This is a genomic window from Streptomyces sp. NBC_00154 (assembly GCF_026342835.1).
Lineage (GTDB): Bacteria > Actinomycetota > Actinomycetes > Streptomycetales > Streptomycetaceae > Streptomyces.
In genome coordinates, this window is record NZ_JAPEMI010000001.1 from 3,280,677 (window position 1) to 3,305,917 (window position 25,241).

At 69.0% G+C, this 25,241-nt stretch carries 17 protein-coding genes and 5 tRNA genes; 11 read left to right on the forward strand and 11 right to left on the reverse strand.

Annotated elements, in window-relative coordinates; translation table 11 throughout:
* Positions 1–96: 96 nt before the first annotated feature.
* Both OHA03_RS14775 and OHA03_RS14780 read right to left on the reverse strand, forming a co-directional pair.
* Positions 97–354, reverse strand: coding sequence for a DUF3073 domain-containing protein (locus OHA03_RS14775; protein WP_030929682.1), 258 nt, complete (start codon positions 352–354; stop codon positions 97–99).
* A gap of 336 nt (positions 355–690) precedes the next feature.
* Entirely contained in the window at positions 691–1,773 is a 1,083-nt protein-coding gene (locus OHA03_RS14780; RefSeq protein WP_267004321.1) for a Glu/Leu/Phe/Val dehydrogenase dimerization domain-containing protein, read from the reverse strand.
* A 175-nt stretch (positions 1,774–1,948) separates the two neighbouring features.
* On the opposite strand from OHA03_RS14780, the gene OHA03_RS14785 reads away from it, so the two are divergent.
* Together OHA03_RS14785 and bldC are read left to right on the forward strand one after the other, a co-directional pair.
* Positions 1,949–2,794: a hypothetical protein gene (locus OHA03_RS14785; RefSeq protein ID WP_267004322.1), complete on the forward strand. Its 846-nt coding sequence runs from the start codon at positions 1,949–1,951 to the stop codon at positions 2,792–2,794.
* Positions 2,795–3,331: 537 nt separating this feature from the next.
* Complete coding sequence (gene bldC / locus OHA03_RS14790) at positions 3,332–3,538, forward strand: developmental transcriptional regulator BldC (protein WP_003949541.1); 207 nt, start codon at positions 3,332–3,334, stop codon at positions 3,536–3,538.
* A gap of 478 nt (positions 3,539–4,016) precedes the next feature.
* On the opposite strand, the gene OHA03_RS14795 is transcribed toward bldC, so the two are convergent.
* The 3 genes from OHA03_RS14795 to hrpA all read right to left on the reverse strand — a co-directional run bounded on the left by OHA03_RS14795 (position 4,017) and on the right by hrpA (position 8,614).
* Positions 4,017–4,352, reverse strand: a complete 336-nt coding sequence (locus OHA03_RS14795; RefSeq protein ID WP_267004323.1) for a DUF6274 family protein — start codon at positions 4,350–4,352, stop codon at positions 4,017–4,019.
* A gap of 139 nt (positions 4,353–4,491) precedes the next feature.
* Positions 4,492–4,566: transfer RNA gene (locus OHA03_RS14800), tRNA-Asp, on the reverse strand.
* Positions 4,567–4,681: 115 nt separating this feature from the next.
* The gene (gene hrpA, locus OHA03_RS14805) at positions 4,682–8,614 is read right to left on the reverse strand and encodes an ATP-dependent RNA helicase HrpA (protein ID WP_267004324.1); all 3,933 of its coding nucleotides are present in this window, start codon (positions 8,612–8,614) and stop codon (positions 4,682–4,684) included.
* 421 nt (positions 8,615–9,035) lie between these two features.
* Between hrpA and OHA03_RS14810 the strand changes: the two genes are divergently transcribed.
* Both OHA03_RS14810 and OHA03_RS14815 read left to right on the forward strand, forming a co-directional pair.
* A complete protein-coding gene (locus tag OHA03_RS14810; RefSeq protein WP_267004325.1) occupies positions 9,036–9,806 on the forward strand; it encodes a thioredoxin domain-containing protein in 771 nt (256 codons plus the stop codon).
* Complete coding sequence (locus tag OHA03_RS14815) at positions 9,803–10,651, forward strand: cytochrome c biogenesis CcdA family protein (RefSeq protein ID WP_267004326.1); 849 nt, start codon at positions 9,803–9,805, stop codon at positions 10,649–10,651. The genes OHA03_RS14810 and OHA03_RS14815 overlap by 4 nt, the downstream gene beginning before the upstream one ends.
* A 41-nt stretch (positions 10,652–10,692) precedes the next feature.
* On the opposite strand, the gene OHA03_RS14820 is transcribed toward OHA03_RS14815, so the two are convergent.
* From OHA03_RS14820 to OHA03_RS14835, 4 genes are all read right to left on the reverse strand, one after another.
* A tRNA-Phe gene (locus OHA03_RS14820) sits at positions 10,693–10,766 on the reverse strand.
* 22 nt (positions 10,767–10,788) lie between these two features.
* Positions 10,789–10,863: transfer RNA gene (locus OHA03_RS14825), tRNA-Asp, on the reverse strand.
* Between the two features lie 38 nt (positions 10,864–10,901).
* Positions 10,902–10,974, reverse strand: a tRNA-Glu gene (locus OHA03_RS14830).
* Positions 10,975–11,144: 170 nt separating this feature from the next.
* Positions 11,145–12,713 (reverse strand): metallophosphoesterase, encoded by a 1,569-nt coding sequence (locus tag OHA03_RS14835; RefSeq protein WP_267004327.1) that lies wholly within the window; start codon positions 12,711–12,713, stop codon positions 11,145–11,147.
* A 92-nt stretch (positions 12,714–12,805) separates the two neighbouring features.
* Here OHA03_RS14835 and OHA03_RS14840 point away from each other — a divergent pair, with 92 nt between their 5' ends.
* Positions 12,806–13,156, forward strand: a complete 351-nt coding sequence (locus OHA03_RS14840; protein WP_267004328.1) for a metallopeptidase family protein — start codon at positions 12,806–12,808, stop codon at positions 13,154–13,156.
* Positions 13,157–13,326: 170 nt separating this feature from the next.
* On the opposite strand, the gene OHA03_RS47830 is transcribed toward OHA03_RS14840, so the two are convergent.
* Positions 13,327–13,875, reverse strand: coding sequence for a hypothetical protein (locus OHA03_RS47830; protein WP_323181213.1), 549 nt, complete (start codon positions 13,873–13,875; stop codon positions 13,327–13,329).
* Between the two features lie 249 nt (positions 13,876–14,124).
* Between OHA03_RS47830 and OHA03_RS14850 the strand changes: the two genes are divergently transcribed.
* The 5 genes from OHA03_RS14850 (at position 14,125) to OHA03_RS14870 (ending at position 22,152) form a co-directional block, all read left to right on the forward strand.
* A complete protein-coding gene (locus OHA03_RS14850; RefSeq protein ID WP_267004330.1) occupies positions 14,125–16,431 on the forward strand; it encodes a DEAD/DEAH box helicase in 2,307 nt (768 codons plus the stop codon).
* 230 nt (positions 16,432–16,661) lie between these two features.
* The gene (locus OHA03_RS14855) at positions 16,662–18,800 is read left to right on the forward strand and encodes an FG-GAP-like repeat-containing protein (RefSeq protein WP_267004331.1); all 2,139 of its coding nucleotides are present in this window, start codon (positions 16,662–16,664) and stop codon (positions 18,798–18,800) included.
* The gene (locus OHA03_RS14860; protein WP_267004332.1) at positions 18,800–20,341 is read left to right on the forward strand and encodes an FG-GAP-like repeat-containing protein; all 1,542 of its coding nucleotides are present in this window, start codon (positions 18,800–18,802) and stop codon (positions 20,339–20,341) included. Before OHA03_RS14855 ends, OHA03_RS14860 begins: the two co-directional genes overlap by 1 nt.
* 138 nt (positions 20,342–20,479) lie before the next feature.
* Positions 20,480–21,988 (forward strand): amino acid permease, encoded by a 1,509-nt coding sequence (locus tag OHA03_RS14865; protein WP_267008053.1) that lies wholly within the window; start codon positions 20,480–20,482, stop codon positions 21,986–21,988.
* Between the two features lie 91 nt (positions 21,989–22,079).
* A tRNA-Lys gene (locus tag OHA03_RS14870) sits at positions 22,080–22,152 on the forward strand.
* 123 nt (positions 22,153–22,275) lie between these two features.
* Here OHA03_RS14870 and OHA03_RS14875 read toward each other — a convergent pair.
* Positions 22,276–23,907: an adenosine deaminase gene (locus OHA03_RS14875; RefSeq protein WP_267004333.1), complete on the reverse strand. Its 1,632-nt coding sequence runs from the start codon at positions 23,905–23,907 to the stop codon at positions 22,276–22,278.
* 182 nt (positions 23,908–24,089) lie between these two features.
* On the opposite strand from OHA03_RS14875, the gene OHA03_RS14880 reads away from it, so the two are divergent.
* Positions 24,090–25,211: a peptidoglycan bridge formation glycyltransferase FemA/FemB family protein gene (locus tag OHA03_RS14880; RefSeq protein WP_267004334.1), complete on the forward strand. Its 1,122-nt coding sequence runs from the start codon at positions 24,090–24,092 to the stop codon at positions 25,209–25,211.
* Positions 25,212–25,241: the final 30 nt, after the last annotated feature.

Consider the following 25,241-nt stretch of genomic DNA (forward strand, 5'->3'; position numbering starts at 1 on the left):
CGGGAATGAGCGCATCCCGGCTCGGCTCAGCCTGATCAGGACAGCACAAAACCCGGTCCGGGCAGGCCCGAACCGGGTTGTTGTGTCAGCGCGAGGTCAAGCGCCGCGGCGCTGTGACGACGGACCGGACTGATCGTCCTCGTCCTCGTCCTCGTCGTCGTTGTACAGATCCGCGTACTGTGCGTACGGGTCATCTTCCTCGTCGTCGTCCTCGAACGGCTCTGCGTTCGGTGGTTGACTCGAAGGCGATGCGCCCAGCTCATTGGCCAGACGCGACAGGTCAGTCCCGCCGCTGCTGTACTTCAGCTGGCGGGCGACCTTTGTCTGCTTGGCCTTTGCCCGGCCGCGCCCCATGGCTCGACCCCCTCGGTGACGGGGCTCGACGGCCCCAGAGTCTTGACACGCGTTCATGTTTCAGGACGGACTCTCGGCAGAGAGACCGTGCCCGTAGGGCTTTAACGGTACCTGCTTCCGTGGCCATACGGTACGCCGCCCGCATCACACGCCCCGGAACAGGACCAGCAAGAAGCCCTGTCCTCGCTGGTCAACTGCGATTTTAACCTCTTCTTGGCATGCGACCCGCCGACCGGCGTGAGTCTTGTCTCGCCGGTCGGCGGATCGGTGGGCCGTGAAGGGCCGAGGAGTAGGAAAGACGCCTGGTGAGGCGCCTGCGACCCTCGGTGACGGATGTCAGCGGCGGCGCGCCTCGGACATCCGCTGCTCGGCGATCCGGTCGGCAGCCGCGGCCGGCGGAATGCCGTCGTCCTTCGCACGTGCGAATATGGCGAGCGTGGTGTCGAAGATCTTCGATGCCTTCGCCTTGCACCGGTCGAAGTCGAAGCCGTGCAGCTCGTCGGCGACCTGGATGACACCGCCCGCGTTCACCACGTAGTCGGGGGCATAGAGGATCGAACGGTCCGCGAGGTCCTTCTCGACACCCGGGTGCGCCAGCTGGTTGTTGGCCGCACCGCACACCACCTTGGCCGTGAGCACCGGAACGGTGTCGTCGTTCAGCGCGCCGCCGAGCGCGCAAGGGGCGTAGATGTCGAGGCCCTCGGTGCGGATCAGCGCGGCGGTGTCCGCGGCGACCGCGATCTCGGGGTGGCGCTCGGTGATCCGGCGTACCGACTCGTCGCGTACGTCCGTGATGACGACCTCGGCGCCGTCCTTCAGCAGATGCTCGACGAGGTGGTGGCCGACCTTGCCGACGCCCGCGACCCCCACTTTCCGGCCACGCAGCGTCGGGTCGCCCCAGAGGTGCTGGGCCGAGGCCCGCATCCCCTGGAAGACACCGAACGCGGTGAGGACGGAGGAGTCGCCGGCGCCACCGTTCTCCGGGGAGCGGCCGGTGGTCCAGGGGCACTCGCGGGCGACGACGTCCATGTCGGCGACGTAGGTGCCGACGTCGCAGGCGGTCACGTAGCGCCCGCCGAGGGAGGCCACGAACCGGCCGTAGGCCAGCAGCAGTTCCTCGGTCTTGATCTTCTCGGGGTCGCCGATGATGACGGCCTTGCCGCCGCCGTGGTCGAGACCGGCCATGGCGTTCTTGTACGACATGCCGCGCGCCAGGTTCAGCGCATCCGCGACGGCCTCCTCCTCGGAGGCGTACGGATAGAAGCGGGTGCCGCCGAGGGCCGGGCCCAGAGCGGTGGAGTGGATGGCGATGACGGCCTTGAGGCCGCTGGCACGGTCCTGGCAGAGCACGACTTGCTCGTGTCCCCCCTGATCCGAGTGGAACAGGGTGTGCAGGACGCCGTCGGTCACATCGGTCACTGTGGTGACTCCCAAGTACGAAGCGGCGGGAGACCCTCCTGAAGGTGGGGAGGGCCCCGGACCGGCCCCACGGCCGGTCCGACTGGGCAAGAGCGTAAGTCCTGCGCGGACGGAGATCTGTTTCAGTGCCGAGGATCACCCCCCGGCGGAGTACGGGCGTGACACGATTTGCTGCATGTCGGTGGTGTCTTCGGTGCTCGTCCCTTACGCGTCCTACCTCCGGGTGTACGAACCGCTGGCCGCCTTCCCGGAGCCGGAACGCACCCACTGGGCCCGGTATGCGGGGCGCGCCCGTATCCCCACGGCCCAGGACGAACTGCGCCGTTCGCTGGCGGACTTGGTGGCCACCCCGCCGGTCGGGGTGCCGGTGCACGAGAGCGGGGACGCGTTCGTCGCCGAGGTGAACGGCGTGGTCTGCGTCTGCCCGTGGCGGACCCGGCTGCGCGGCTGGCTGGCACTGGGGGAGCTGGCGGAGATGTTCCCGGCTCCGGTGCTCGACGCGGTGCTGCCGCCGGTGGTGCGCGGGCAGGCGGTCGCGGACCACGAGCGGTGGGCGGAGCGCAATCCGGACGCCCGGCCGTGGATTCGAACCGCGGTGTGGCAGGTCCCGGTGCGCTGGTTCGTCCTCTTCGCCGACGAGGAGCGCGAGCACACCGGGGCGGCCGCGGACGGGGGAGCGCCGGTGCTGCGTTACCGGACTCCGATGGTGCAGGCGCGGCGCCGGCTGGCCCGGGGGTTGAAGACGCTGCGTGAGAGCGTCGACGAGGGTCCGCTGACCGAGGGGCTGGTGGACGTCGGGCGCTGGCTGGAGGAGTTCCATCCGCGTGCGCTGGTCGAGCTGGACTACGGCGGCCTGGTGCACGCGCTGTCGGCGAAGCAGCTCGCCGAGGACCGGTCGGCCCTGGATGTCGCCGAGGGCATCGCGGCGCTGCGGGCCGGTGACACCGAGGGCGCGGGCGAGGCGTACGGGCGGCTGGCCGAGCGGTGGCGTGCCGTGAGGGACCGTCAGTTCGCGAACTGATCCCGGCCGGTCGGAGAAGGCGCTGAACCGCTGTCCCGTGTGACTCGTGAGATCAGTGAGGGCGAAGGGGCGGGAGCTAACTCCAGTGGCTCCAGGACCTACGTCCCGAACCGGGCCTTTGCCTCAAGGGTGACGGATAGCACTAACTGGGCCCTTGCGCCCTTCCCTACTCCTCGTGCCAAAATAGGACAAGGAGTCCGGGGAGGACTTCTTCCGTCCAAGTATGGGCGGAATGCTCAGCATTGCACGCTATGGGGGGTCTGGTGACTCCTGATCGCTCTGTGACTGATCGTCACGGTGGTGTGACTGTCCGCTATGGCATGGTCCATCGGCTTCCGTCGCTGATGAACACCTGGGAGGGCAATTCCATCGGTTTGGCCGACGTGGCTGGACGGATGGTGTAGTTGTAGTGCCGAGGACAAGCCGTTCGTCCTATAACCGACTCGGCCCGCGTCCGCCATTTCGGGCAACGTGGGTCAAGGTGCAGAATTTAGAGGAAAGAACCGAGATGGTTCGGTTCTCCCGAGGAGGCCGCTCATGACCGCTCGCACCCCTGATGCCGAGCCGCTGCTGACCCCGGCTGAGGTTGCCACGATGTTCCGCGTGGACCCGAAGACGGTCACCCGTTGGGCCAAGGCAGGCAAGCTCACGTCCATCCGCACGCTCGGTGGACATCGCCGGTACCGCGAGGCAGAGGTCCGCGCACTGCTTGCGGGTATTCCGCAGCAGCGCAGCGAGGCCTGACACACCCCTGTCGCCGCGCCACAACCGGGCTGCCCGGGTCCCCCAACCCGCGTTTGCCCACCCATAGCTCCACACGACGGGCGTCCGCCCCAACGGGCGCCATACCTATGTCATACGGGTGCGTCGTTCGATCGCGCTGGACTCCGCCGGGTCCAGCGCGATCTTTTTTGTGCCCGCACGGCGGGTGGTCGGTCCTGTGAGGTGACCCGGGATCGGCTGTGTGTCGGCTTCGGTGCCGGCTCGGTGCCGGCCGTCACGCGTGCCTGCCGGCCCTGCCGGACGGTCCCCTGAGTGCTCTTTCGGCGGCCCCCCAGTGACCCAGCCCGAGTGGTGCAATTGCACATATTAAATTCGCCAGTTGTAGGAAGGGTGTAAAGTCACCCTTTCTCAAAACTCATGCAGTGACTCCCGTCACACAGTCCATGTCTTGCCAGGATCGAGCCTGCCACTGCTGAGAAAGGGAATTCCGCACCCTTGGTCATGGGGCGACGGGAGTTTCCTCCTCGGCCTTCACCTCGCCGGCCGACGCGCCGGAGGCATGGGCGGGCGCGGCGACTGCGGCGGTGTCCACAGCGGCCGCTGACGCCTCGCCGGGCAGGGTGGGTGGTTCCGGGGGGTGCGTGGACCCGGAGGCCGTCACGTACTCCAGGAAGCCCGTAATGGGTTCCATGGAGTCGGCGGCGGGCTCCATGGCGAGCCGCAGGAGCCGATGGCAGATCGGGCAGTGCCGGGTGAGATGCCGGTAGCCGGAAGCGGCCGCCAGATGGGCGCGCAGCAGTGCGCGGGTCTCGTGCCTCGCTGTGGATGCCGCCATCCGCGCCACCCCCCGGTGGAACGCGCTGCCCCGCGCTGTGGAACAGGGACAGTCCCTGTTGTCTGAGTACTCGTTGGCAGTTGCCGGAGTCAAGACACGCGAAAGCCCGGATCCTTGAGGATCCGGGCTTTCGTTACTGCGGTCCTGACGGGATTTGAACCCGCGGCCTCCACCTTGACAGGGTGGCGAGCACTCCAAACTGCTCCACAGGACCAGGTTTTCGCTGCTGCCTTGCGGCTGCCTGCGAAAACAGACTGTACAGGAGGTTGGAGGCTCTGGTCGACCTCACTCCTGGTGGTGGCTCGGTTGCGCCCCCAAGGTTGCCCGGGTCACGGCGCCGCGGCGTCGATCGCCTTCACGATCCGCTTGTCGGAGACGGGGTACGCGGTGCCCAGGGCGTGCGCGAAATAGCTGACCCGCAGCTCCTCGATCATCCAGCGGATGTCCAGGACCTCCTGCGGAACGGGCCTGCCCTGCGGCATCTGTTCGAGCAGCCAGGCGTACTCGTCCTGCATCTCGTGGACCTTCTCCATGCGCGTGGTGTCGCGCTGGACGGCCGTCGGCATCTGCTGCAGCCGGCGGTCCGCGGCGACCAGATAGCGCATCAGGTCGGGCAGCCTGCGCAGCCCGGTCTTCGTGACGAAGCCCGGCGGTACGAGGGCCGCGAGCTGGTCCCGCACATCGGTGACGTTGTTGACCAGGACGAGGCTGTTGGTGGCCTTCAGGCGCCGCTCGCAGGCCTGCCAGGCGGCGAGCACCTGCTGCACCTGGGCGACGGTGTGCTCGGTCAGTGCGACGAGATCGGCGCGGACCTTGTCGTACAGCTTCCGGAACGACTCCTCGTCCCAGGCCGGACCGCCGTGGGCGCCGATCAACCGGTCCGCGGCCGCCGTCGCGCAGTCCTCGAACAGCGCCTGGATGGAACCGTGCGGGTTGCGGGACAGGGCCAGCTTCTGCTGGTTCGTCAGCTTGTCCGAGGCGAACTTGGCGGGGTTCACCGGGATGTTCAGCAGGATCAGCTTCCGGGTGCCGTGCCACATGGACTGCAGCTGCTCGGCCTCGGTGTCGAAGAGTCGTACGGCCACGGTCTCGCCCTGGTCGACCAGCGCCGGGTACGCCTTGACCGGCTGGCCGGCCCGACGGGTCTCGAAGACCCGGTTCAGGGTGCCGATCGTCCAGTCCGTGAGGCCCGACCGCTCGATGGACTCGCCCGACGGGCCCGCGGTGGCCGCAGCGGCCTTGGAGAGGGCCTGACGGGCCTTGGGGCGCAGCTGGAGCTTCAGCGCCTCCAGGTCCTTGTCCTCGGCCACCTTGCGGCGCCGCTCGTCGACGATCCGGAAAGTGATCATCAGGTGGTCCGGGATCCGGGACAGGTCGAAGTCCTCGGCGGAGACCGGGACGCCGACCATCCGCTGGAGCTCACGCGCGAGCGTGACCGGCAGCGGCTCCTGCAGGGGCACCGCCCGGTCCAGGAACTTGCCCGCGTAGTTCGGCGCGGGGACGTAATGCCGGCGGATCGGCTTGGGCAGCGAGCGGATCAGCTCGGTGACGACCTCTTCGCGCAGACCCGGGATCTGCCAGTCGAAGCCCTCCGAGGTGACCTGGTTGAGCACCTGGAGCGGGACATGGACGGTCACACCGTCCGCGTCCGCGCCGGGCTCGAACTGGTAGGTCACCTTGAACTTGAGCTTCCCCTGCCGCCAGGAGTCCGGATAGTCGTCCTTGGTGACGGCCCCGGCCTTCTCGTTGATGAGCATCGAGCGCTCGAAGTCGAGCGCGTCCGGCTCGTCGCGGCGCTTGTGCTTCCACCAGGAGTCGAAGTGCGCGCCGGAGACGACGTGCTCGGGAATCCGCTGGTCGTAGAAGTCGAAGAGCGTCTCGTCGTCCACGAGGATGTCGCGGCGGCGCGCCCGGTGCTCCAACTCCTCGACCTCGCCGAGGAGTTTGCGGTTGTCGTGGAAGAACTGATGGTGCGTCCGCCAGTCGCCCTCGACCAGCGCGTTCCGGATGAAGAGATCGCGGGACGTCTCCGCGTCGATCCGGCCGAAATTGATCTTGCGCTGGGCCACGATCGGTACGCCGTACAGCGTGACCCGCTCGTACGCCATCACGGCCGCCTGGTCCTTCTCCCAGTGCGGCTCGCTGTACGTGCGCTTCAGCAGGTGCTGGGCCAGCGGTTCGATCCACTCCGGCTCGACCTTGGCATTGACCCGCGCCCACAGCCGGGACGTCTCGACCAGCTCGGCCGACATCACGAACCGCGGCTGCTTCTTGAAGAGCGCCGAACCGGGGAAGATCGCGAACTTGGCGCTGCGCGCACCCAGGTACTCGTTCTTCTCGGTGTCCTTCAGCCCGATGTGCGACAGCAGCCCGGCCAGCAGCGAGGTGTGCACCGCCTGCTCGGGTGCGGCCAGGTCCGCCGAGGGCTCCTCGAGATGCATGCCCATCTGCTTGGCGACCGTGCGCAGCTGCGCATAGATGTCCTGCCATTCGCGGATGCGCAGGAAGTTCAGATACTCCTGCTTGCACATCCGGCGGAAGCTGGACGAGCCGCGCTCCTTCTGCTGCTCGCGGATGTACCGCCACAGATTCAGGAACGCCAGGAAGTCCGACGTCTCGTCCTTGAAGCGGGCGTGGTGCTGATCCGCCTGCGTCTGCTTGTCCGAGGGCCGCTCCCGCGGGTCCTGGATGGAGAGCGCGGCGGCGATCACCATGACCTCGCGCGTGCAGCCGTTGCGGTCGGCCTCGATGACCATGCGGGCGAGGCGCGGGTCGACGGGCAGCTGTGCGAGCTTCCGTCCCAGCTGCGTCAGCCGTTTCTTCGGATCCTTCTCGTCCGGGTCCAGTGCGCCGAGCTCCTGGAGAAGCTGCACACCGTCGCGGATGTTGCGGTGGTCCGGCGGGTCGATGAAGGGGAACTTCTCGATGTCGCCGAGGCCGGCCGCCGTCATCTGGAGGATGACGGACGCCAGGTTCGTACGGAGGATCTCCGCGTCCGTGAACTCCGGGCGGGTCAGGAAGTCGTCCTCGGAGTACAGCCGGATACAGATGCCGTCCGACGTACGGCCGCAGCGGCCCTTGCGCTGGTTGGCGCTGGCCTGCGAGATCCGCTCGATCGGCAGCCGCTGGACCTTGGTGCGGTGGCTGTAGCGGGAGATCCGGGCGTTGCCCGGGTCGATCACGTACTTGATGCCGGGGACGGTCAGGGAGGTCTCGGCGACGTTCGTCGCCAGAACGATCCTGCGGCCGGTGTGGCGCTGGAACACCCGGTGCTGCTCGGCGTGCGACAGGCGCGCGTAGAGAGGGAGCACCTCGGTGTGGCGGAGGTTCTTCTTGTTCAGGGCGTCCGCGGTGTCGCGGATCTCGCGCTCGCCGGAGAGGAAGACCAGGACATCGCCGGGGCCCTCCGCCTGGAGCTCGTCGACGGCGTCGCAGATCGCGGTGATCTGGTCGCGGTCGGAGTCCTCGCCCTCTTCCTCCAGGAGCGGCCGGTAGCGCACCTCGACCGGATACGTACGCCCGCTGACCTCGACGATCGGTGCATCACCGAAGTGCCGGGCGAAGCGCTCGGGGTCGATGGTCGCCGAGGTGATGACGACCTTCAGATCGGGGCGCTTGGGCAGCAGCCGGGCCAGGTAGCCGAGCAGGAAGTCGATGTTCAGCGACCGCTCGTGGGCCTCGTCGATGATGATCGTGTCGTACGCGAGCAGCTCGCGGTCCGTCTGGATCTCGGCCAGCAGGATGCCGTCCGTCATCAGCTTCAGATACGTGGCGTCCGGGTTCACCTGGTCGGTGAAGCGGACCTTCCAGCCGACCGCCTCGCCGAGCGGGGTCTTCAGCTCGTCGGCGACGCGCTCGGCGACCGTACGGGCCGCGATCCGGCGCGGCTGGGTGTGCCCGATCATGCCCCGGACGCCGCGTCCCAGCTCCATGCAGATCTTGGGGATCTGCGTGGTCTTGCCGGACCCGGTCTCACCGGCGACGATCACGACCTGGTGGCCGCGTATCGCCTCCAGGATCTCGTCCTTCTTCTGACTGACCGGAAGCTCTTCCGGGTACGAGAGAGCGGGCACCCGCGCGGCGCGCCCTGCGAGCCGCTCGGCTGCCTTCCCGGCCTGGGCGGCGATCTCGTCCAGCACGGTCTGCTGGGCCTCGGGCTTACGGATCCGGCGCGCCCCTTCGAGGCGGCGGCCGAGCCGGTGCGCGTCGCGGAGCGAGAGCTGTCCGAGTTGGGACTGGAGATCGGCAAAGGAAGTAGACATACGGGTCCCAGGATCGCACCCGGGCCCGAGGAACGGCGAACATATTTTGCGCGGTCTGCGTCACGGCCGTGGTGACCGTGGGGAAGCCCGGGGTCACAGCACGTACCATTTCGGGCAACCGATCTTCGTACCGCAGTCGAAAGCTGGTCCCGTGTCCCGTGCGCAGTGGTGCTGCCCGGCGGCGGTGCTCGCAGTCGCACCGGGGCTCTTCTGCGGGGCTGCGACGGCGTCGGGCGGCGGGGCGTCGCAGGCGCCCGGGCCCGCCGGACAGGGGTCGGTCGAGCCGCCCGTACAAGTCGGGTTGCGGGGCCCCGGGCCTGCCGGGCCCACCCCGGTGGAACTCTTCGTACTGCGGGTCTAGGCGGCCCTGCGTCACCCGGTCGTCCCCTCACCACCCCGCATCACGAGCACGGAGCTTGCCATGCCCACGCCCAAAGCGCCCTCGCCGAAGCCGTCCTCCAGGAAGCCGCAGTTCTACGGCACCGGCGTCGTCCTCGCCGCCGCGCTGCTCGGCTACGCCTCCTACCGGGCCACCGCCCCCGACCACTCGGCTTCCGATTCCCCGTACGTCGCCGAGGTCACCGCCGACCCGGATGCCGGCGTCTACCCCGAGCTGGCGAAGCTCGCCCGCCGCGACCCCGGCGACAAACTGGCGCAGGGCCGGGCGGACGCGCCCGTCGTCCTCATCGAGTACGCCGACTTCAAGTGCGGCTACTGCGGCAAGTTCGCCCGCGACACCGAATCCGCTCTGGTGAAGAAGTACGTCGGCAACGGCACCCTGCGCATCGAATGGCGCAACTTCCCGATCTTCGGAGCCGAGTCCGAGGCAGCCGCGCGCGCCGCCTGGGCCGCCGGACAGCAGGGCCGCTTCTGGCAGTTCCACGCCGCCGCGTACGCCGAAGGGGTCAAGGAGAAGGGCTTCGGCAAGGCCCGGCTGAAGGCCCTCGCCCAGCAGGCGGGGGTGGCGGACCTCGACCGGTTCGCCCGCGACGCCGACAGTTCCGCAGCGTCCGCCGCAGTGAGCAAGGACCAGGAGCAGGGATACGGGATCGGCGCCACCTCCACCCCGTCGTTCCTGATCAACGGCCGCCCGATCGCCGGTGCCCAGTCGACGGAGGTCTTCACCCAGGCAATCGACGCGGCGGCAGACCGGGCCAGGAACACCAAGGATGCCAAGGGCGCCGACAAGTGACCCCGGGCATCGGCTACTTCGCCGCCCTGCTCGGCGGGCTGCTGGCTCTGGTCAGCCCGTGCAGCGCCCTGCTGCTGCCCGCCTTCTTCGCCTACTCCATCGACTCCGCCGCACGACTGCTGGCCCGTACCGGCATCTTCTACGCCGGTCTGGCCACCACCCTTGTGCCGCTCGGCGCCGCCGGCTCGTTTGCCGGACGGCTCTTCTACAGCCACCGCGACCAGCTCGTCCTCGGAGCCGGCTGGTTGATCATCGTCCTCGGCGCGGCGCAGATCGTGGGCCTCGGCTTCGCCTCGCGCCGGATCGCCGCGCTCAGTGGCCGGATCAGGCCGACGACCGCCGTATCGGTCTATGCCCTCGGCGCCGTCTACGGCCTGGCCGGCTTCTGCGCCGGGCCGATTCTCGGCAGCGTCCTGACGGTGGCGGCGGTCAGCGGCAGCCCCGTCTACGGCGGACTGCTGCTCGCCGTGTACGCCCTGGGCATGGCCGTTCCGCTGTTTCTGCTCGCGTTGCTCTGGGAACGCTTCGACCTCGGTCGCCGGGCGTGGCTGCGCGGTCGGACCCTCCGGCTCGGCCGCTTCGAACTGCACACCACGACCCTGCTGTCGGGGCTGCTCTTCATCGGGCTCGGCGCGCTGTTCCTGGCCTACGACGGGACGACCGCGCTGCCCGGGCTGCTGGATGTGGACGATTCGTTCGCCGTCGAACAGTGGGCCCGGCGCATCGGCGAGCAGGTGCCGGACACGATTGCGCTGGTGACCGCGTTCGCGGTGGTGCTGCTGGTTCTCGGGGTACGGACGTGGCGCCGCCGCGACGTGAACTCCGCGGACCGGGAAGAGGTCTGACACGACGAAGGCCCCATCCGGTGGACGGGGCCTTCGAGAGGTGGCTGGGGCCGGGATCGAACCGGCGACCTATCGCTTTTCAGGCGATCGCTCGTACCAACTGAGCTACCCAGCCACGCAGCACTTACGAGCTGCAGCGGTCCTGACGGGATTTGAACCCGCGGCCTCCACCTTGACAGGGTGGCGAGCACTCCAAACTGCTCCACAGGACCAAGCTGTTGTGCGACTAAGTGTCGCACAAGGTGGTGCGTGCCCCCAACGGGATTCGAACCCGTGCTACCGCCTTGAAAGGGCGGCGTCCTGGGCCACTAGACGATGAGGGCAGAACTGCTACTTCTGCGTCTATCGCCCCCCGAAGAGGGACGTGAGAAGCATCTGACTCCGCTTCCCCTCAAGAGGTTCCGCTTCTTCTTCAACCTCTGGGGTCTCGGAACGGTCAAGCCCTGACCGGCGCCCTTGGGCACGTCGGAGACTGTACTACGGCGTTTCGGTGTCAGCCAAACCGAATAGGCGAAGGGGTCGCTCCGGGTTGCTTCCCCTCCGGCAGATGGCGGCTGACCTCGGCCGTTGTCAGGCCGAGCCCGCCGAGTGTGATCTCGTCCCAGGCCTGCAGACGGCGGGTCGTGCGGTCCAGATAGAGCACCGAGGCGCGCACCTTTTCCGGCTTCTTGTTCTGCAGGGCGCGCAGCCCGCCGCCACCCGTGGAGCCCTCGACCTTGAGCCGGGTGCCGAATCTCATCAGCTCGTTCTGCCGGTGGTGCACATGGCCGGCGAGGACCAGCGGGACCGTGCCGTCCGTCTCGCGGGCCGCGTCCGGCTCGTGGGTGACGGCGATGTCGACCGGCGTGCCGGCCTGCTCCTGGGCGCGCAGCGCGGAAGCGAGCCGCATGCCCGCCATCTGCTCGGCGGCCGCGCCCTGGTCGGGCAGCGAGCGGTCCGGGGTGAACTGGGGGTCCCCCATGCCGGCCACCCGCAGCCCGCCGACATCCACCGCCCGGCCGTCGTCCAGCACGTGCACGTTCTTGAACCGCTCGAGATACATCTGGGTGATGCGCGAGTCGTGGTTCCCGCGGACCCAGACGTAGGGCGCGCCGAGATCGCGGATCGGGTCGAGGAAGCCGTTCTCGACCGCGGAACCGTGATCCATCGTGTCGCCCGAGTCGATGATCACGTCGATGTCGTACTGCCGGACCAGCGAGCCGATGATCTGCCAGGACGCGGGGTTGAGGTGGATGTCGGAGACATGCAGGACGCGGAGGGTGGCGGGGTCCGGCCGGTAGACGGGAAGCGTCGACGTGGCGTCGTACAACTTGGTCACATTGGCGACGAGCCGGGCCAGTTCGCGCTGGTAGACGTCGAAGTCGGTGACGATCGAGCGGGCGTCACCGACCACCGAGGGAGCGCTGGAGAGCAGCCCGGAGAACTTGGGTTCCAGCACGGACTTCGGGTTCCAGGTGGCGTACGCGCTGACGCCGGATGCGGCCAGGAGCGCCAGCGCGAGCCCGCCGGCGGCCAGGGCGTGGCGCGGCCGGCGGTAGACGGCGAGGCCGAGCGCGGTGGCGCCGGAGACGACGGCTGTGCAGGAGCGCAGGGCGAGATCGCGGGCGCCGGTGGAGACGTCCTCGGTGACTTCCTGCTGGAGACCGGAGAGCCGTTCGGGGTGCTGGACCAGAGCCTCGGAGCGCACCGGGTCGAGGCGGTCGACATCGACGTCGAGACGGACCGGGGCTATGTGCGAGTCCAGCTCCAGGGCGCCGAGCGGGGCCACATTGATCTTCGTGCCGCCGGTGAGGGAGGGGCGCAGGGTCATGGTGGTGTCCATGGGCCCGACGGGCGTACGGACACTCCCGACGATCAGCAGCCCCAGCCAGGCACCGAACACGACGACGGCGACCAGGCCCAGCGCGCGGGCGTAGGGGTGCTGGGCGCTGCCGAGGCAGGGCGCGAGGGCGGTGGTGTTTCCGGGGGCGGCGGGACGGGAGCGGTGCCGGCGCAGGGCGTCGGCCGATGCGGTCACTCCGGCCAGGACGGTTGCTGCTGCGCGGAACGGGTCGCGGGGCATTGGGCGCGTATGCCCGGGGACCGGGGCGGCTATGCGGGGCGAGGATGGTGGGGCGCGGCCGCCGGGGGGCGGGGTTACGTGACAATGGCGGGGTGCTGGAGATGACGCGCGAAGAGTTCGAGGAACTGGTCGCCGAGGCCCTGGACCGCATTCCGCCGGAGCTGACGCGGCTGATGGACAACGTCGCGGTGTTCGTCGAGGACGAACCGGACCCCGGCGATCCGGAGCTCCTCGGGCTGTACGAGGGCACGCCGCTGACCGACCGCGGTGAGTGGTACGCCGGGGTGCTGCCGGACCGGATCACGATCTACCGGGGGCCGACGCTGCGGATGTGCGAGTCGCGCGAGGATGTGGTCGTCGAGACGGAAATCACGGTCGTCCACGAGATCGCCCACCATTTCGGCATCGACGACGAGCGGCTGCACGCGCTGGGTTACGGCTGAGCCGACGGGCGGACAGGGAGCGGCCGTTCGGGTCGGGCGGGGTGCAGGGGCGTCCGGGATCGGGGCTCGGAGCGTGTCCCTTGCGGGGGAACGGGAGTTGGGTACAGCGCCCCCTCCCGTCCGTTCCCGCCCTGCTTCGCTCCCCGCCCCCGGAGGTGCCGCCCCGTGCGTCAGTCGCCCGCCTTGTCCGTCCCTGTCCGATGGGCAGCCGTCACCGCAGTGACGATCGCCGCGTCCACCGGCTGCATGAGCATCAGCGACGACGGGGGGAAGCCGGTCCCGTCGCAGTCGGCCCGGCCGAAGGGCTCGGTGGCCGAACCGGACGGTTCCACGGTGGCCGGTACGGGGCGGGCCCGTTCCGGAAGCGGCGCGGAGGCGCACTCCGACCGAGAGGCCCCCGAATCGCCGGACCCGAGCGTCTCCGTGGGCGCCTCGGCCGGTCCCGGCCGCGGGCAGACGGCCGCCGGGCCCAGTGATCCGCTGCCGACGCGGGGAGGACACCTACCGATGCCCTCGCTGCCGGGATCCGGCGGGCCGCAGCAGCCGCCGGGGCCGTCGTCGGAGCCTTCGGGGCCTTCCGAACCGTCCGGGTCGGCCACCCCCGAGCCGTCGAGCACGCCCGATCCGGAGCCGTCGGATCCGCCTCCGGGGCCGTCCGAGTCGCCTGCCGCACAGTTCCGTAGCAACGCGATGAGCGTGCCGGACGGGCTGGAGGCCATGCGGACGCCTGAGGTATCACCGCAGGTGGGGCCGGTGTAGCGGGCGGTTCGGGACGCGCGGTTTGCGCAATGTGGGTGGGGGTGCGTATGGTAGTAGATCGTTTGATCCCATTGCCCGGCGCCGACACAGAAGAGCGCCGTGTGGCGCGTACTCTCCCTTGCCGTGGCTGGACCGCATTGAGGCGGTCGAAATTGCGAATCACGGAGTTATGGGCGCGTGCCGAGACTCCGGAAGGTTTCGCATTTCGCATGTCCAATTTCAGCTCTGACAACACCGTCATGCCCGAGAACGACGAGATTGTCACCGCAGCCGAGGCCGTAGTGGCCGAGGCCGCCGAGGTGTCCGAGTCGACCGAGACCGTCGACTCCACCGAGGCCACCACCGACACCGACACCGACACCACCTCCGCCGACGCCGGGGACGCCGAGCCGACCGTCACCTTCGGGGACCTGGGCCTGCCCGAGGGCATCGTCCGCAAGCTCGCGCAGAACGGTGTGACCGCGCCCTTCCCGATCCAGGCCGCGACCATTCCGGACGCCCTGGCCGGCAAGGACATCCTGGGCCGTGGCCGTACCGGCTCCGGCAAGACGCTCTCCTTCGGTCTGCCGACCCTGGCCACGCTGGCCGGCGGCCACACCGAGAAGAAGAAGCCCCGCGCGGTCATCCTCACCCCGACCCGTGAGCTCGCGATGCAGGTCGCGGACGCGCTGCAGCCTTACGGCGACGTGCTCGGCCTGAAGATGAAGGTCGTCTGCGGCGGTACGTCGATGGGCAACCAGATCTACGCGCTGGAGCGCGGTGTCGACGTCCTCGTCGCCACCCCGGGCCGGCTGCGCGACATCATCAACCGGGGCGCCTGCTCCCTGGAGAACGTCCAGGTCGCCGTCCTCGACGAGGCCGACCAGATGTCCGACCTGGGCTTCCTGCCCGAGGTCACCGAGCTGCTCGACCAGGTTCCGGTCGGCGGTCAGCGCATGCTCTTCTCCGCCACGATGGAGAACGAGATCGGCACGCTGGTCAAGCGCTACCTGAACAACCCGGTGAGCCACGAGGTCGACAGCGCCCAGGGCAACGTCACGACCATGTCGCACCACGTCCTCGTCGTGAAGCCGAAGGACAAGGCGCCGGTCACCTCCGCCATCGCCGCGCGCAAGGGCCGCACGATCATCTTCGTCCGTACCCAGCTGGGAGCGGACCGCATCGCCGAGCAGCTCATCGAGTCGGGCGTGAAGGCGGACGCGCTGCACGGCGGTATGACGCAGGGCGCCCGTACCCGCGTTCTTGAGGACTTCAAGAAGGGTTACGTCAACGCGCTCGTCGCGACCGACGTCGCCGCCCGCGGTATCCACGTCGACGGCATCGACCTGGTCCTGAACGTGGACCCGGCCGGTGACCACAAGGACTACCTGCACCGTTCGGGCCGTACCGCCCGGGCCGGCAAGTCCGGTGTCGTCGTCTCGCTGGCGCTGCCGCACCAGCGCCGCCAGATCTTCCGCCTGATGGAGGACGCGGGCGTCGACGCTTCCCGCCACATCGTGCAGGGCGCGGGCGTCTTCGAGCCGGAGGTCGCCGAGATCACCGGTGCCCGTTCGCTGACCGAGGTCCAGGCCGACTCCGCGAACAACGCCGCCAAGCAGGCGGAGCGTGAGGTCGCCGACCTGACCAAGCAGCTGGAGCGCGTCCAGCGCCGCGCCGGTGAGCTCCGCGAGGAGGCCGACCGTCTGGTCGCCCGTGCAGCGCGCGAGCGGGGCGACGACCCCGAGGCAGCGGTGGCCGAGGCGGCCGCCGAGGCGGAGGCCGCTATCGAGGCCGCCGTCTCCGTACCGGAGCAGCCCGCAGCGCGCGACGACCGTCGCGACGACCGCGGCAACTTCGACCGTCGTGGTGGCGACCGTCGTGACGACCGGGGCGGCGACCGCGGTGGATACCGTGGCGGCGACCGTCGTGACGACCGCGGTGGTGACCGTGGTGGTTTCCAGCGTCGTGACGACCGTTCGTCCGGTGGCTTCCGTCGTGACAACGACCGTCCGTCGTTCAACCGCGACCGTCGTGACGACCGCGGCGGTGACCGCGGTGGTGACCGTGGTGGTTTCCAGCGTCGTGACGACCGTCCGTCCGGTGGCTTCCGTCGTGACAACGACCGTCCGTCGTTCAACCGTGACAACGACCGTCCGTCGTTCAACCGCGACCGTCGTGACGACCGCGGCGGTGACCGCGGTGGTGACCGTGGTGGTTTCCAGCGTCGTGACGACCGTCCGTCCGGTGGCTTCCGTCGTGACAACGACCGTCCGTCGTTCAACCGCGACAACGACCGTCCGTCGTTCAACCGCGACCGTCGTGACGACCGTCCGGCCGGTGGCTTCCGCTCCGGTGGCAGCGACCGTCCGTTCAACCGCGACCGTCGTGACGACCGTCCGGCCGGTGGCTTCCGCTCCGGTGGCAGCGACCGTCCGACCGGCCGCCGCGACGACCACCGCGGTGGCACCGGCACCGGCACCAACACCGGTACCTTCGGCCGTCGCGACGACAAGCCGCGCTGGAAGCGCAACGGCTGAGTGCAGTGAAGACCTGCTGAAGGTCTGCTGAAAGCGGGCCCGTCCTTCACGGACGGGTCCGCTTTTCTTTTCGCTTACGTCACAAGCGGAACGGCTGCTAATATCCGGCAACTTGCACAGGGCATGGACAGGCGCACGGCCGGGGGGCTTTGCCCGATTCCTTTTGCGGCAGCCGTCGTTGACTCCCTGTGTCATTCATGCCTTTTCAGGCATATCGGGGAGGGGTCCTCTTGGCACGCCTTGCTTTCGTACGCAGCCGTTCCGTCGGGCGCGGTCGCGTGGCCCTGGCTGCAATCACCGTCGTCGCGGCCGGACTCGGCACGGTGCCGAGCGCCAGTGCCGCGGACACGCCGACCCCCGTACAGACGAGCGGGGTCTGGGGTATCGATTTCGCCGGCGGAGTGCTGAACACGGTGGAAATCGCGCCGAGCGGTGAGGAGTTCGTCCTCGCGCGCCAGGTTGCCCAGGACGGGTCGACGGTGGGTGACCGGACTTCCATGGGGTACGCCGGCACCTTCGCAAACGGTGCCCACATCAAGCGTGTGCCGTGCGACGCCGGTTCCTGCGTGCCGCTGCGTGCCACCGGGAACGGCCATGTGGGCTACTTCTTCGTCAACAACGGCGTGGAGCGCGCCCAGATCTGGCTGACGGCCAACAGCTATCACTCGGCCGATGAACCCGCGGTCACGGGTGGCCAGTTCGTGGACGCCACCGGACGTTATTTCGTCTACAACGCCGCGTCGACCGGGAAGCAGTACATCGGCGACGTTTCCGAATACCGCTCGACGAATATCCGAATGACCCGGTCCATCGGCGCTGCCTCGGTATGGGGAGCCCTGCTGTGGACGTCGAATTCCACCGCCGGAGCCGTCACCGCGATCGATCTCGAAAAGAAGAAGACCGTCGAGACGCTCGCCACCGGCGCGCCCTGTGTGGTCAAGGAACTGCAGACCGTGGGCCGCTGGATCTACTGGAACTGCGGTACGAGCGGCCCCGCCGGTGTGTACGACCGTACGGCGAAGAAGAGCTTCACCGTTCCGTCCGGTGCCGCACTCGTCGGCGACGGCTATCTCGTACAGCACGACCGGTCCGCCGGGAAGTTGATGCTCACCGACTTCCACACCGGGAAAGCCGTGGCGCCCCAGGAGATCGCGGATCTGCCTGCGGGCAGCACCGCCGACCAGCGACGGCTGACCTGGGCCGTGGACAAGTTCGGAGGCGACATCGCGTACGTCGGCCCGGACCACGCGATCCGGTTCGTGCAGAGCGGTGTGCCCGCACAACCGCTGGCGAAGATCGAGTCCGATCTCGGCGACGGTTATCTCGACTACAAGAACACCTACGGCAGCCAGTACTGGAACAGCACCTGGCAGCTCAACAAGCCGGCGAGGTGGACCTTCACGGTCAAGGACGCGCTCGGTCGCACGGTCCGCACGCTTTCCGGGGATTCCGGCGCCGAGGTCAAGGTCGAGTGGGACGGCAGGACGGACGCGGGCGGCTACTCCTTCAACGGCCCCCACACCTGGACGCTGAGCGCGAAGGCCTCCGACGGCGACGGCACCTACACCACCAGCGGGAAGATCGCGGTCAGCGGCGGCCGGCAGGGCCACCACGACCAGGGCGGCTACGCCCTCGGTGAGCTGGTCACACTCAACTCCTCCGGCGGCCTGACCCTTCATTACACCGAGGGCAAGGGCACCTTCGACTGGAAGCGGTCCGCCTCCGGCTGGCCCGCGGGCACGGTCGCCGTCCCGTTCGGGGACATGGGCAGCGACCGGTGCTCCGAAATGCTCGTACGGATGCCGAACGGGGAGCTGCGTCGGTACGCCGGCAGGTGCGGTGACTCGTACAAGCCGACCAGCAGCCACACATCTCTGGGCACCGGCTGGAACGCGTACAACGTACTGACGGCGCCGGGCGATCTGACCGGGGACGGCCGTACCGACCTGCTTGCACGCAAGACGTCCACCGGTGACATCTACCTCTTCGCCAACGACGGGCACAGCAAGCTGAAGGCCGGCGTGAAGATCCGTTCGGCGTGGGGCGGCTACACGAAGATCGTTGGTGCGGGAGACCTCAACGGTGACGGGTACGGCGATGTGCTGGCCCGCCACAAGGACGGGACGCTCTACCGCTACAACGGCACCGCCACCGGCGTGCTCAAGGACCGGGTGACGGTCTTCTCCGCGTGGGGAGCCTCGTACAACGTCGTCGTCGGGGTGGGAGACATCACCGGCGACGGCAAGGCGGACATCGTCGAGCGGGACGGCTCCGGCAATCTCTACCGCAACAACGGGGATGGCAAGGGGTCGTTCGGCTCGCGTACGAAGATCGCCACCGGGTGGCAGGCATACAAGGGGGTCTTCTGATGTGGATGATGAGTGATGGTGGCCGGGCTCTCACCACTGTGGCCGCGACCGGGGCGGTGTTGGCCGGGCTGCTGGGTTCCGCGCCGCAGGCCCAGGCGGCCACGACCGTCCCCTCGTGGCTCATTCCGCTCTACTACGCGGACGACGCGGACGGCTCCCACCGGGCCTGCACCGGTATCACGCTGTCCAAGACCCGGACCCTGGCCACGCCCGACTGCTTCACCGGACGCAGCAATGCGGACATGGAGTGGGACTACAGCCTGAAGAGCGGTCAGCTCGCGGGTGGCAGCAGCGGCCCGCGCTACCGCTCCCACCCGAAATACGACACGAACACGCGTCAGGGGGCGGTCGCGGTCGCGGTCCGGCAGACGCCGTCCTCGTACGGCAAGCCGGTGCTGGCGTCGTCGAGCGATACGGCGCTGTACGCCACCGGTGCCAAGGCGACGTTCTACTCGTGGGCCGGATTCGACCTGGACGGGGCACCGCGTGCCGGACACTCCGAACAGGTTGTCCTCAAATCCGGGGCGGACTGCACCACTCTGCTCGGACGCACGCTGCCGAGCGGAACGCTCTGCACCGTCCCGGCGCCGGGTGCTGCCCCCGTTGCGGACGACGACCAGTGCTTCGGCGACGCGGGCGGCGCGCTTGTCGGCGGCGGCAAGCTCATCGCCGTATCGGCCACCAAGGCCACCGGATGCGTCCGGGGCGGTGTACGCCTGTACACCAGGATCTCGTCCTACCGGGCCACGATCACCGACTGGACGCGCGATGTCGATCTCGACGTGCGGATCAGCGGCTCGGTCCTGGCTCGGGAACCCAGCGACGAGATCGACCTCTGCACCACCAATGTGCAGGGCGGGCTCGCGGGCTGCTACGTCGACGATGCCGGTTCGATGCTCGACTGGGACGACGACTTCAACTACCTCACCGAACTAGGGGACATGGGTGGCGACGGCAAGGGCGACCTACTCGCCCGTACGCCCGGCGGCACGCTCTACCGCATTCCCAATCCGCTCGACTACATGGAGGTCGGCGACGCCCCGAGGGTGAAACTGGGCACCGGCTGGTCCAAGTACGACAAGATCGTGGCCTCCCGCGATCTCAGCGGCGACGGCCTGCCCGACATTCTCGCGCGTGACACCACGGGAGTGGTCTGGCTCCACCGCGGCAAGAGCGACGGCTCCCTGGCGGGCCGTACGAAGGTCACCACCTGGAAGACGTACACCGCCATCGCCGGACGCGGTGACCTGTCGGGCGACGGCCGTGCGGACATCGTGGCGCGGGACAGCGCAGGCGTGCTCTGGCTCTACCGGGGCAACGGCAAGGGTGGTTTCGAGCCAAGGACGAAGATCGGCTCGGGCTGGGGCAAGTACAACGCGATCGTCGGCAGCGGCGACATGGACCACAACGGGCTGCAGGACATCCTCGCCCGGACGCCCGCGGGCGCGGTGTACCTCTACAACGCGAATCACACCGGGGGCTTCTCGGCGCCGAAGAAGCTGGCCGACACGCGCTGGAAGAAGTACTCGAAGATCAGCTGAGAGCCGGGCACGAGCAGACGCAAGGGCGCGGCCTCCGGGCCGCGCCCTTGCGTCGTATGCCATGTTTTCCCAGTCGTAACCACGCCGGCGGCATGCGTACGCCGGGGCGAGGGCATCGCTGGGGTCATGACAACAGACATCAGCGAGGACAAGCCGCCACCGGGCGTTTCCGACGAGGAGCGTCTGGCGCAGCTCGGGTACACGCAGACGCTCGCCCGGCGTATGTCCGCCTTCTCCAACTACGCCGTCTCGTTCACGATCATCTCGGTGCTCTCCGGCTGCCTGACGCTGTATCTGTTCGGCATGAACACCGGCGGTCCCGCCGTCATCACCTGGGGCTGGGTCGGCGTCGGCCTCATGACGCTGTTCGTCGGGCTGGCGATGGCGGAGATCTGTTCGGCGTACCCGACCTCCGCCGGCCTCTACTTCTGGGCGCACCGGCTGGCCCCGCCGCGCTCCGCGGCGGCCTGGGCCTGGTTCACGGGCTGGTTCAACGTCCTCGGCCAGGTCGCCGTCACCGCGGGGATCGACTTCGGGGCGGCGTCCTTCCTCGGGGCGTATCTGAATCTCCAGTTCGACTTCGAGGTGACGCCCGGCCGCACGATCGTGCTGTTCGCCGCGATCCTGCTGTTGCACGGACTCCTGAACACGTTCGGCGTCCGCATCGTCGCGATCCTGAACAGTGTGAGCGTGTGGTGGCACGTGCTGGGGGTCGCCGTCATCGTCGGCGCGCTGACCTTCGTACCGGACTCCCATCAGTCGGCGTCGTTCGTCTTCACCGAGTTCGTGAACAACACCGGCTGGGGCAGCGGCTTCTACGTCGTGATGATCGGGCTCCTGATGGCCCAGTACACCTTCACCGGCTACGACGCGTCCGCCCACATGACGGAGGAGACCCACGACGCGGCGACGGCGGGCCCGCGGGGCATCGTCCAGTCGATCTGGACCTCCTGGATCGCCGGCTTCGTCCTTCTCCTCGGCTTCACCTTCGCCATCCAGTCCTACGACGGAGCCCTGAACTCGCCGACCGGCGCCCCGCCCGCCCAGATCCTCCTGGACGCCCTCGGCGCCACCACCGGCAAGCTCCTGCTGCTGGTCGTCATCGGTGCGCAGCTGTTCTGCGGGATGGCGTCCGTGACCGCCAACAGTCGCATGATCTACGCGTTCTCCCGGGACGGCGCACTCCCTCTCTCCCGCGTCTGGCACACGGTCAGCCCCCGCACCCGCACCCCCGTCGCCGCGGTCTGGCTGGCCGCGACCGGCGCACTGGCCCTCGGCCTCCCGTACCTGATCAACGTCACCGCGTACGCCGCGGTGACCTCGATAGCGGTGATCGGCCTCTACATCGCGTACGTCATCCCCACCCTGCTTCGCCTCCTGCGCGGCGACGACTTCACCCCGGGGCCGTGGCACCTCGGCCGCTGGTCCCGGCCCATCGGGATCGTCGCGGTGGTGTGGGTGGCCGTCATCACAGTCCTCTTCATGCTGCCGCAGCTGTCCCCGGTCACCTGGGAGACGTTCAACTACGCCCCGATCGCGGTCCTGGTGGTTCTGGGGTTCGCGGCGACGTGGTGGTTCGCTTCGGCGCGCCACTGGTTCCTCGAACCGGATCACAAACGCACGAGCGCGGACATGTCGGTGGACTGACGACCTCCGGCTGACGGCTCGACGGGCCCGGCGGCCGATACCCGATCGGCGGCCGGGCCGCGGCGGGCTATGCTCAGGGGTGATTCGCCGAGGGCCGTTAGCTCAATTGGCAGAGCAGCGGACTTTTAATCCGTTGGTTGTGGGTTCGAGTCCCACACGGCCTACGTGTTGCGGGGCGAGGTTTCGGCCTCTGACCTGCAAGGGAGCGCCCCGCCCGGTTCCGACCGGGCGGGGCGCTCCGTCGTTGGCGGGCGCCCGTTGCGTCAGGACCGGGTGCGCCGGGTCCGTCAGTCTGCCCTGGTGGTGGCGAAACGCCGCTCGAAGGCCACGAATGCGGCCTCCTGACGCCACTGGACCTGAGCCTTGGCGCTGGTGTTCAGGAGTCGCCGGCACTGCTGCGGGGGGTTGTCCGCGCCGGGGCTGGTGTTGCGGCAGGGGCCGGTGAGCCGGTAGCCGTCGCGGGTCGGGTTGCCCTGCCAGAGGCCGGCACCCGGCAGGAAGGCGTACTCCAGGGAGGCTCGCGCGAGGTCCTTCAGCTCGCGGTAGCCGAGGTCGTACGTCCTGGCGGCGTACCGGTACTCGTGGCTGATGTCGATCCGGGAGACGCCGGGGTCATCGGTGGCCAGCACGACGGGCACACCGTAGGCGCGGTAGGTCGTGAAGGGGTGGTCGGCGCCCTTGACCCCGAGAATCTGCGCGTTGCTGGTGAACGGCACTTCGACCGCGATCTGCCGGTCGGCCATGGTGCGGGCGAGCCGCTGCCAGTTGTCCTCGTGGACCAGGTCGACGCCGTGGCCGATGCGCTCGGCGTGGCCGATGTTCACAGCCTCACCGATGTGGAAGGCCAGATCTTCGGGCTTGACCAGGCCGGGCCACAACTCGCCGGCGTGCAGGGTGATGTGCGCCTTGGGATACACACGGTGCAGGTAGTCGAGCATCCGCATCTGGAGGCTGTAGTTCCGCAGGGAGCTGTCCCAGTCCTCCGGCTGCACCAGATTGACGGCGACGAACCGCTTGTCCCGTTCGGCAAGGCGCAGTCCCAGGGCCATCTGGGTGAAGACCCGCTCGGGTGAACTGCCGCGCGACACCTGGGAGATCCACCGCACCGGCACCCGGCAGCCGGCCTCCGCGCGCGGCGTGCCGCACCGTGCCGCCGTGCGGAACTCGGCGTCGGACTCGTCCGTCTCCCGGCTCGCCTCGGCGACCAGCTCGTCCAGCTTGCCGCCGGCCAGCAGTTTGCTGTGCAGCTTCGCCAGGTCCTCGTCCCAGCCGACCGAGTCGGCCAGGATTCGCGCACCGTCGGACGCCGGGGTCACCATCGTCTCCAGATAGAACTGGTTCTGCCGCGCGACGGTGTCGGCCACGTCGGCGAGCAGCTTGCCCCGGTGGCGCCAGGTGACCTCGCCGAACTTCCCGAACGTGTCGAAGAAGTGGTCGTGCCCCGACTGGCCCGGCGGGAAGTCCTGCATGGACCAGGCCTGCAGCACCGCGCGGCGGAAAGCGGCATCGGTCAGGGCGTCGGACGCCGGTCGTCGGCCCGGACCGCACGGCGGCGGCACCGCAGTCAGCGTCTGCTCGTCGATGCACAGACCGTCGTCCGCGGCGAGCGAGATCAGGTACTCGGTCGAGGCGGCGCCCGACAGGTGGTTGTGCAGGTCCCCTCCCTTCGGCAGTGCCGTGAAGAAGGCACTCAGCGCGGCCGGATCGTTCCGGATCGCGGCGAGCCGCGCGGAGGCCAGGTACTCCCCGCGGGTGGGCGGAGGCAGGGGTGCGGCGGCAGCGAGCTGCGCGGCGGCCACCGGCTGCGCGGCGGCGGGCAGCGTGCCCGGCAGCAGGGACAGGACGGCGAGGGCCCCGAGACCGATCGGGGCCAGGGGGCCGCGCGGGCGGCGCACGGAGCGGCGGTTCACGAAGATCACCTGCGCATGATCCCGAGTACCTCGGGCGCTCGACGCGCGACGGGCGGTCGCCCGGCCGGGTCCACCCGGCCGAGTGATCACACCTGCGTCCTGCTGCCTCTTCTCCGCGGCGGCGAGCCGGTTGCCGTTGATGTGAGGTGCATCTCAGTAGGCTGATGCGCCCGGACGAAGGAGCATTGCGCATGAGTCTGCGCCTGAAGGCGATCACCCGCGAGGAGCACCTGGCCTTCGTCAGCGACCGGCCCTCCGCGAGCCACATGCAGCTTCCGTCGTGGGGGGATGTGAAGCCGGACTGGCGGGCGCGGAGCCTGGGCTGGCTCGACGAGAGCGATCGGCTCGTCGGCGTGGGGCTGGTCCTGCTCAGGCCGTTGCCGAAGCTCAGGCGATACCTCGCCTATCTGCCGGAAGGGCCGCTCATCGACTGGTCCGCGCCGGATCTGGAACGGTGGCTGCAGCCGATGCTCGACCACCTGAAGGCGCAGGGCGTGTTCTCGGTGAAGATGGGCCCGCCTGTCGTCGCCCGCCGCTGGAGCGCGGAGGCCGTCAAGGCCGCGATCGCCGACCCGCGGGCGGGACGGCTGGGGGACGCCGAGGCCACCGTCCGCGAGCCACGGGCCTTCGACGTCGCCGACCGGCTGCGAGCGATGGGCTGGCGGCAGACCGAGCCCGGCAGCGAGGACGGCTTCGCCGCCGGGCAGCCGCGGTACGTATTCCAGGTCCCGTTCGCGGGCAAGTCGCTGGATGAGGTCCAGCGAGGTCTCAACCAGCAGTGGCGCCGCAACATCAAGAAGGCCGAGAAGGCCGGCGTCAAAGTCGTCCGGGGCGGCTACGAGGACCTGCCCGCCTTCCACCGGCTTTACGTCGAGACCGCCCGGCGGGACCGGTTCATCCCCCGCCCGCCTGCCTACTTCCAGCGGATGTGGACCGCGCTCACGGCCGAGGACCCGGACCGGATGCGGCTCTACCTCGCCCATCACGAGGGCGAGGTGCTTGCGGCGGCGACGATGCTGACCGTGGGCGAGCACGTCTGGTACTCGTACGGCGCCTCCACCGACCGCAAGCGCGAGGTCCAGCCCAACAACGCCATCCAGTGGCAGATGATGTCCGACGCCCACGAACTCGGTGCGAGCGTCTACGACCTGCGTGGCATCACCGACACCCTGGACGAGGGCAACCATCTGCTCGGCCTGCTCCGCTTCAAGGTCGGCACCGGCGGTGAGGCCGTGGAGTACCTCGGCGAATGGGACTTCCCTCTCAACAGGTTCCTGCACAAGGCACTCGACCTGTACATGTCCCGCCGCTGAGGCCGGGTCCGGGAAGTCCCACCACGCACG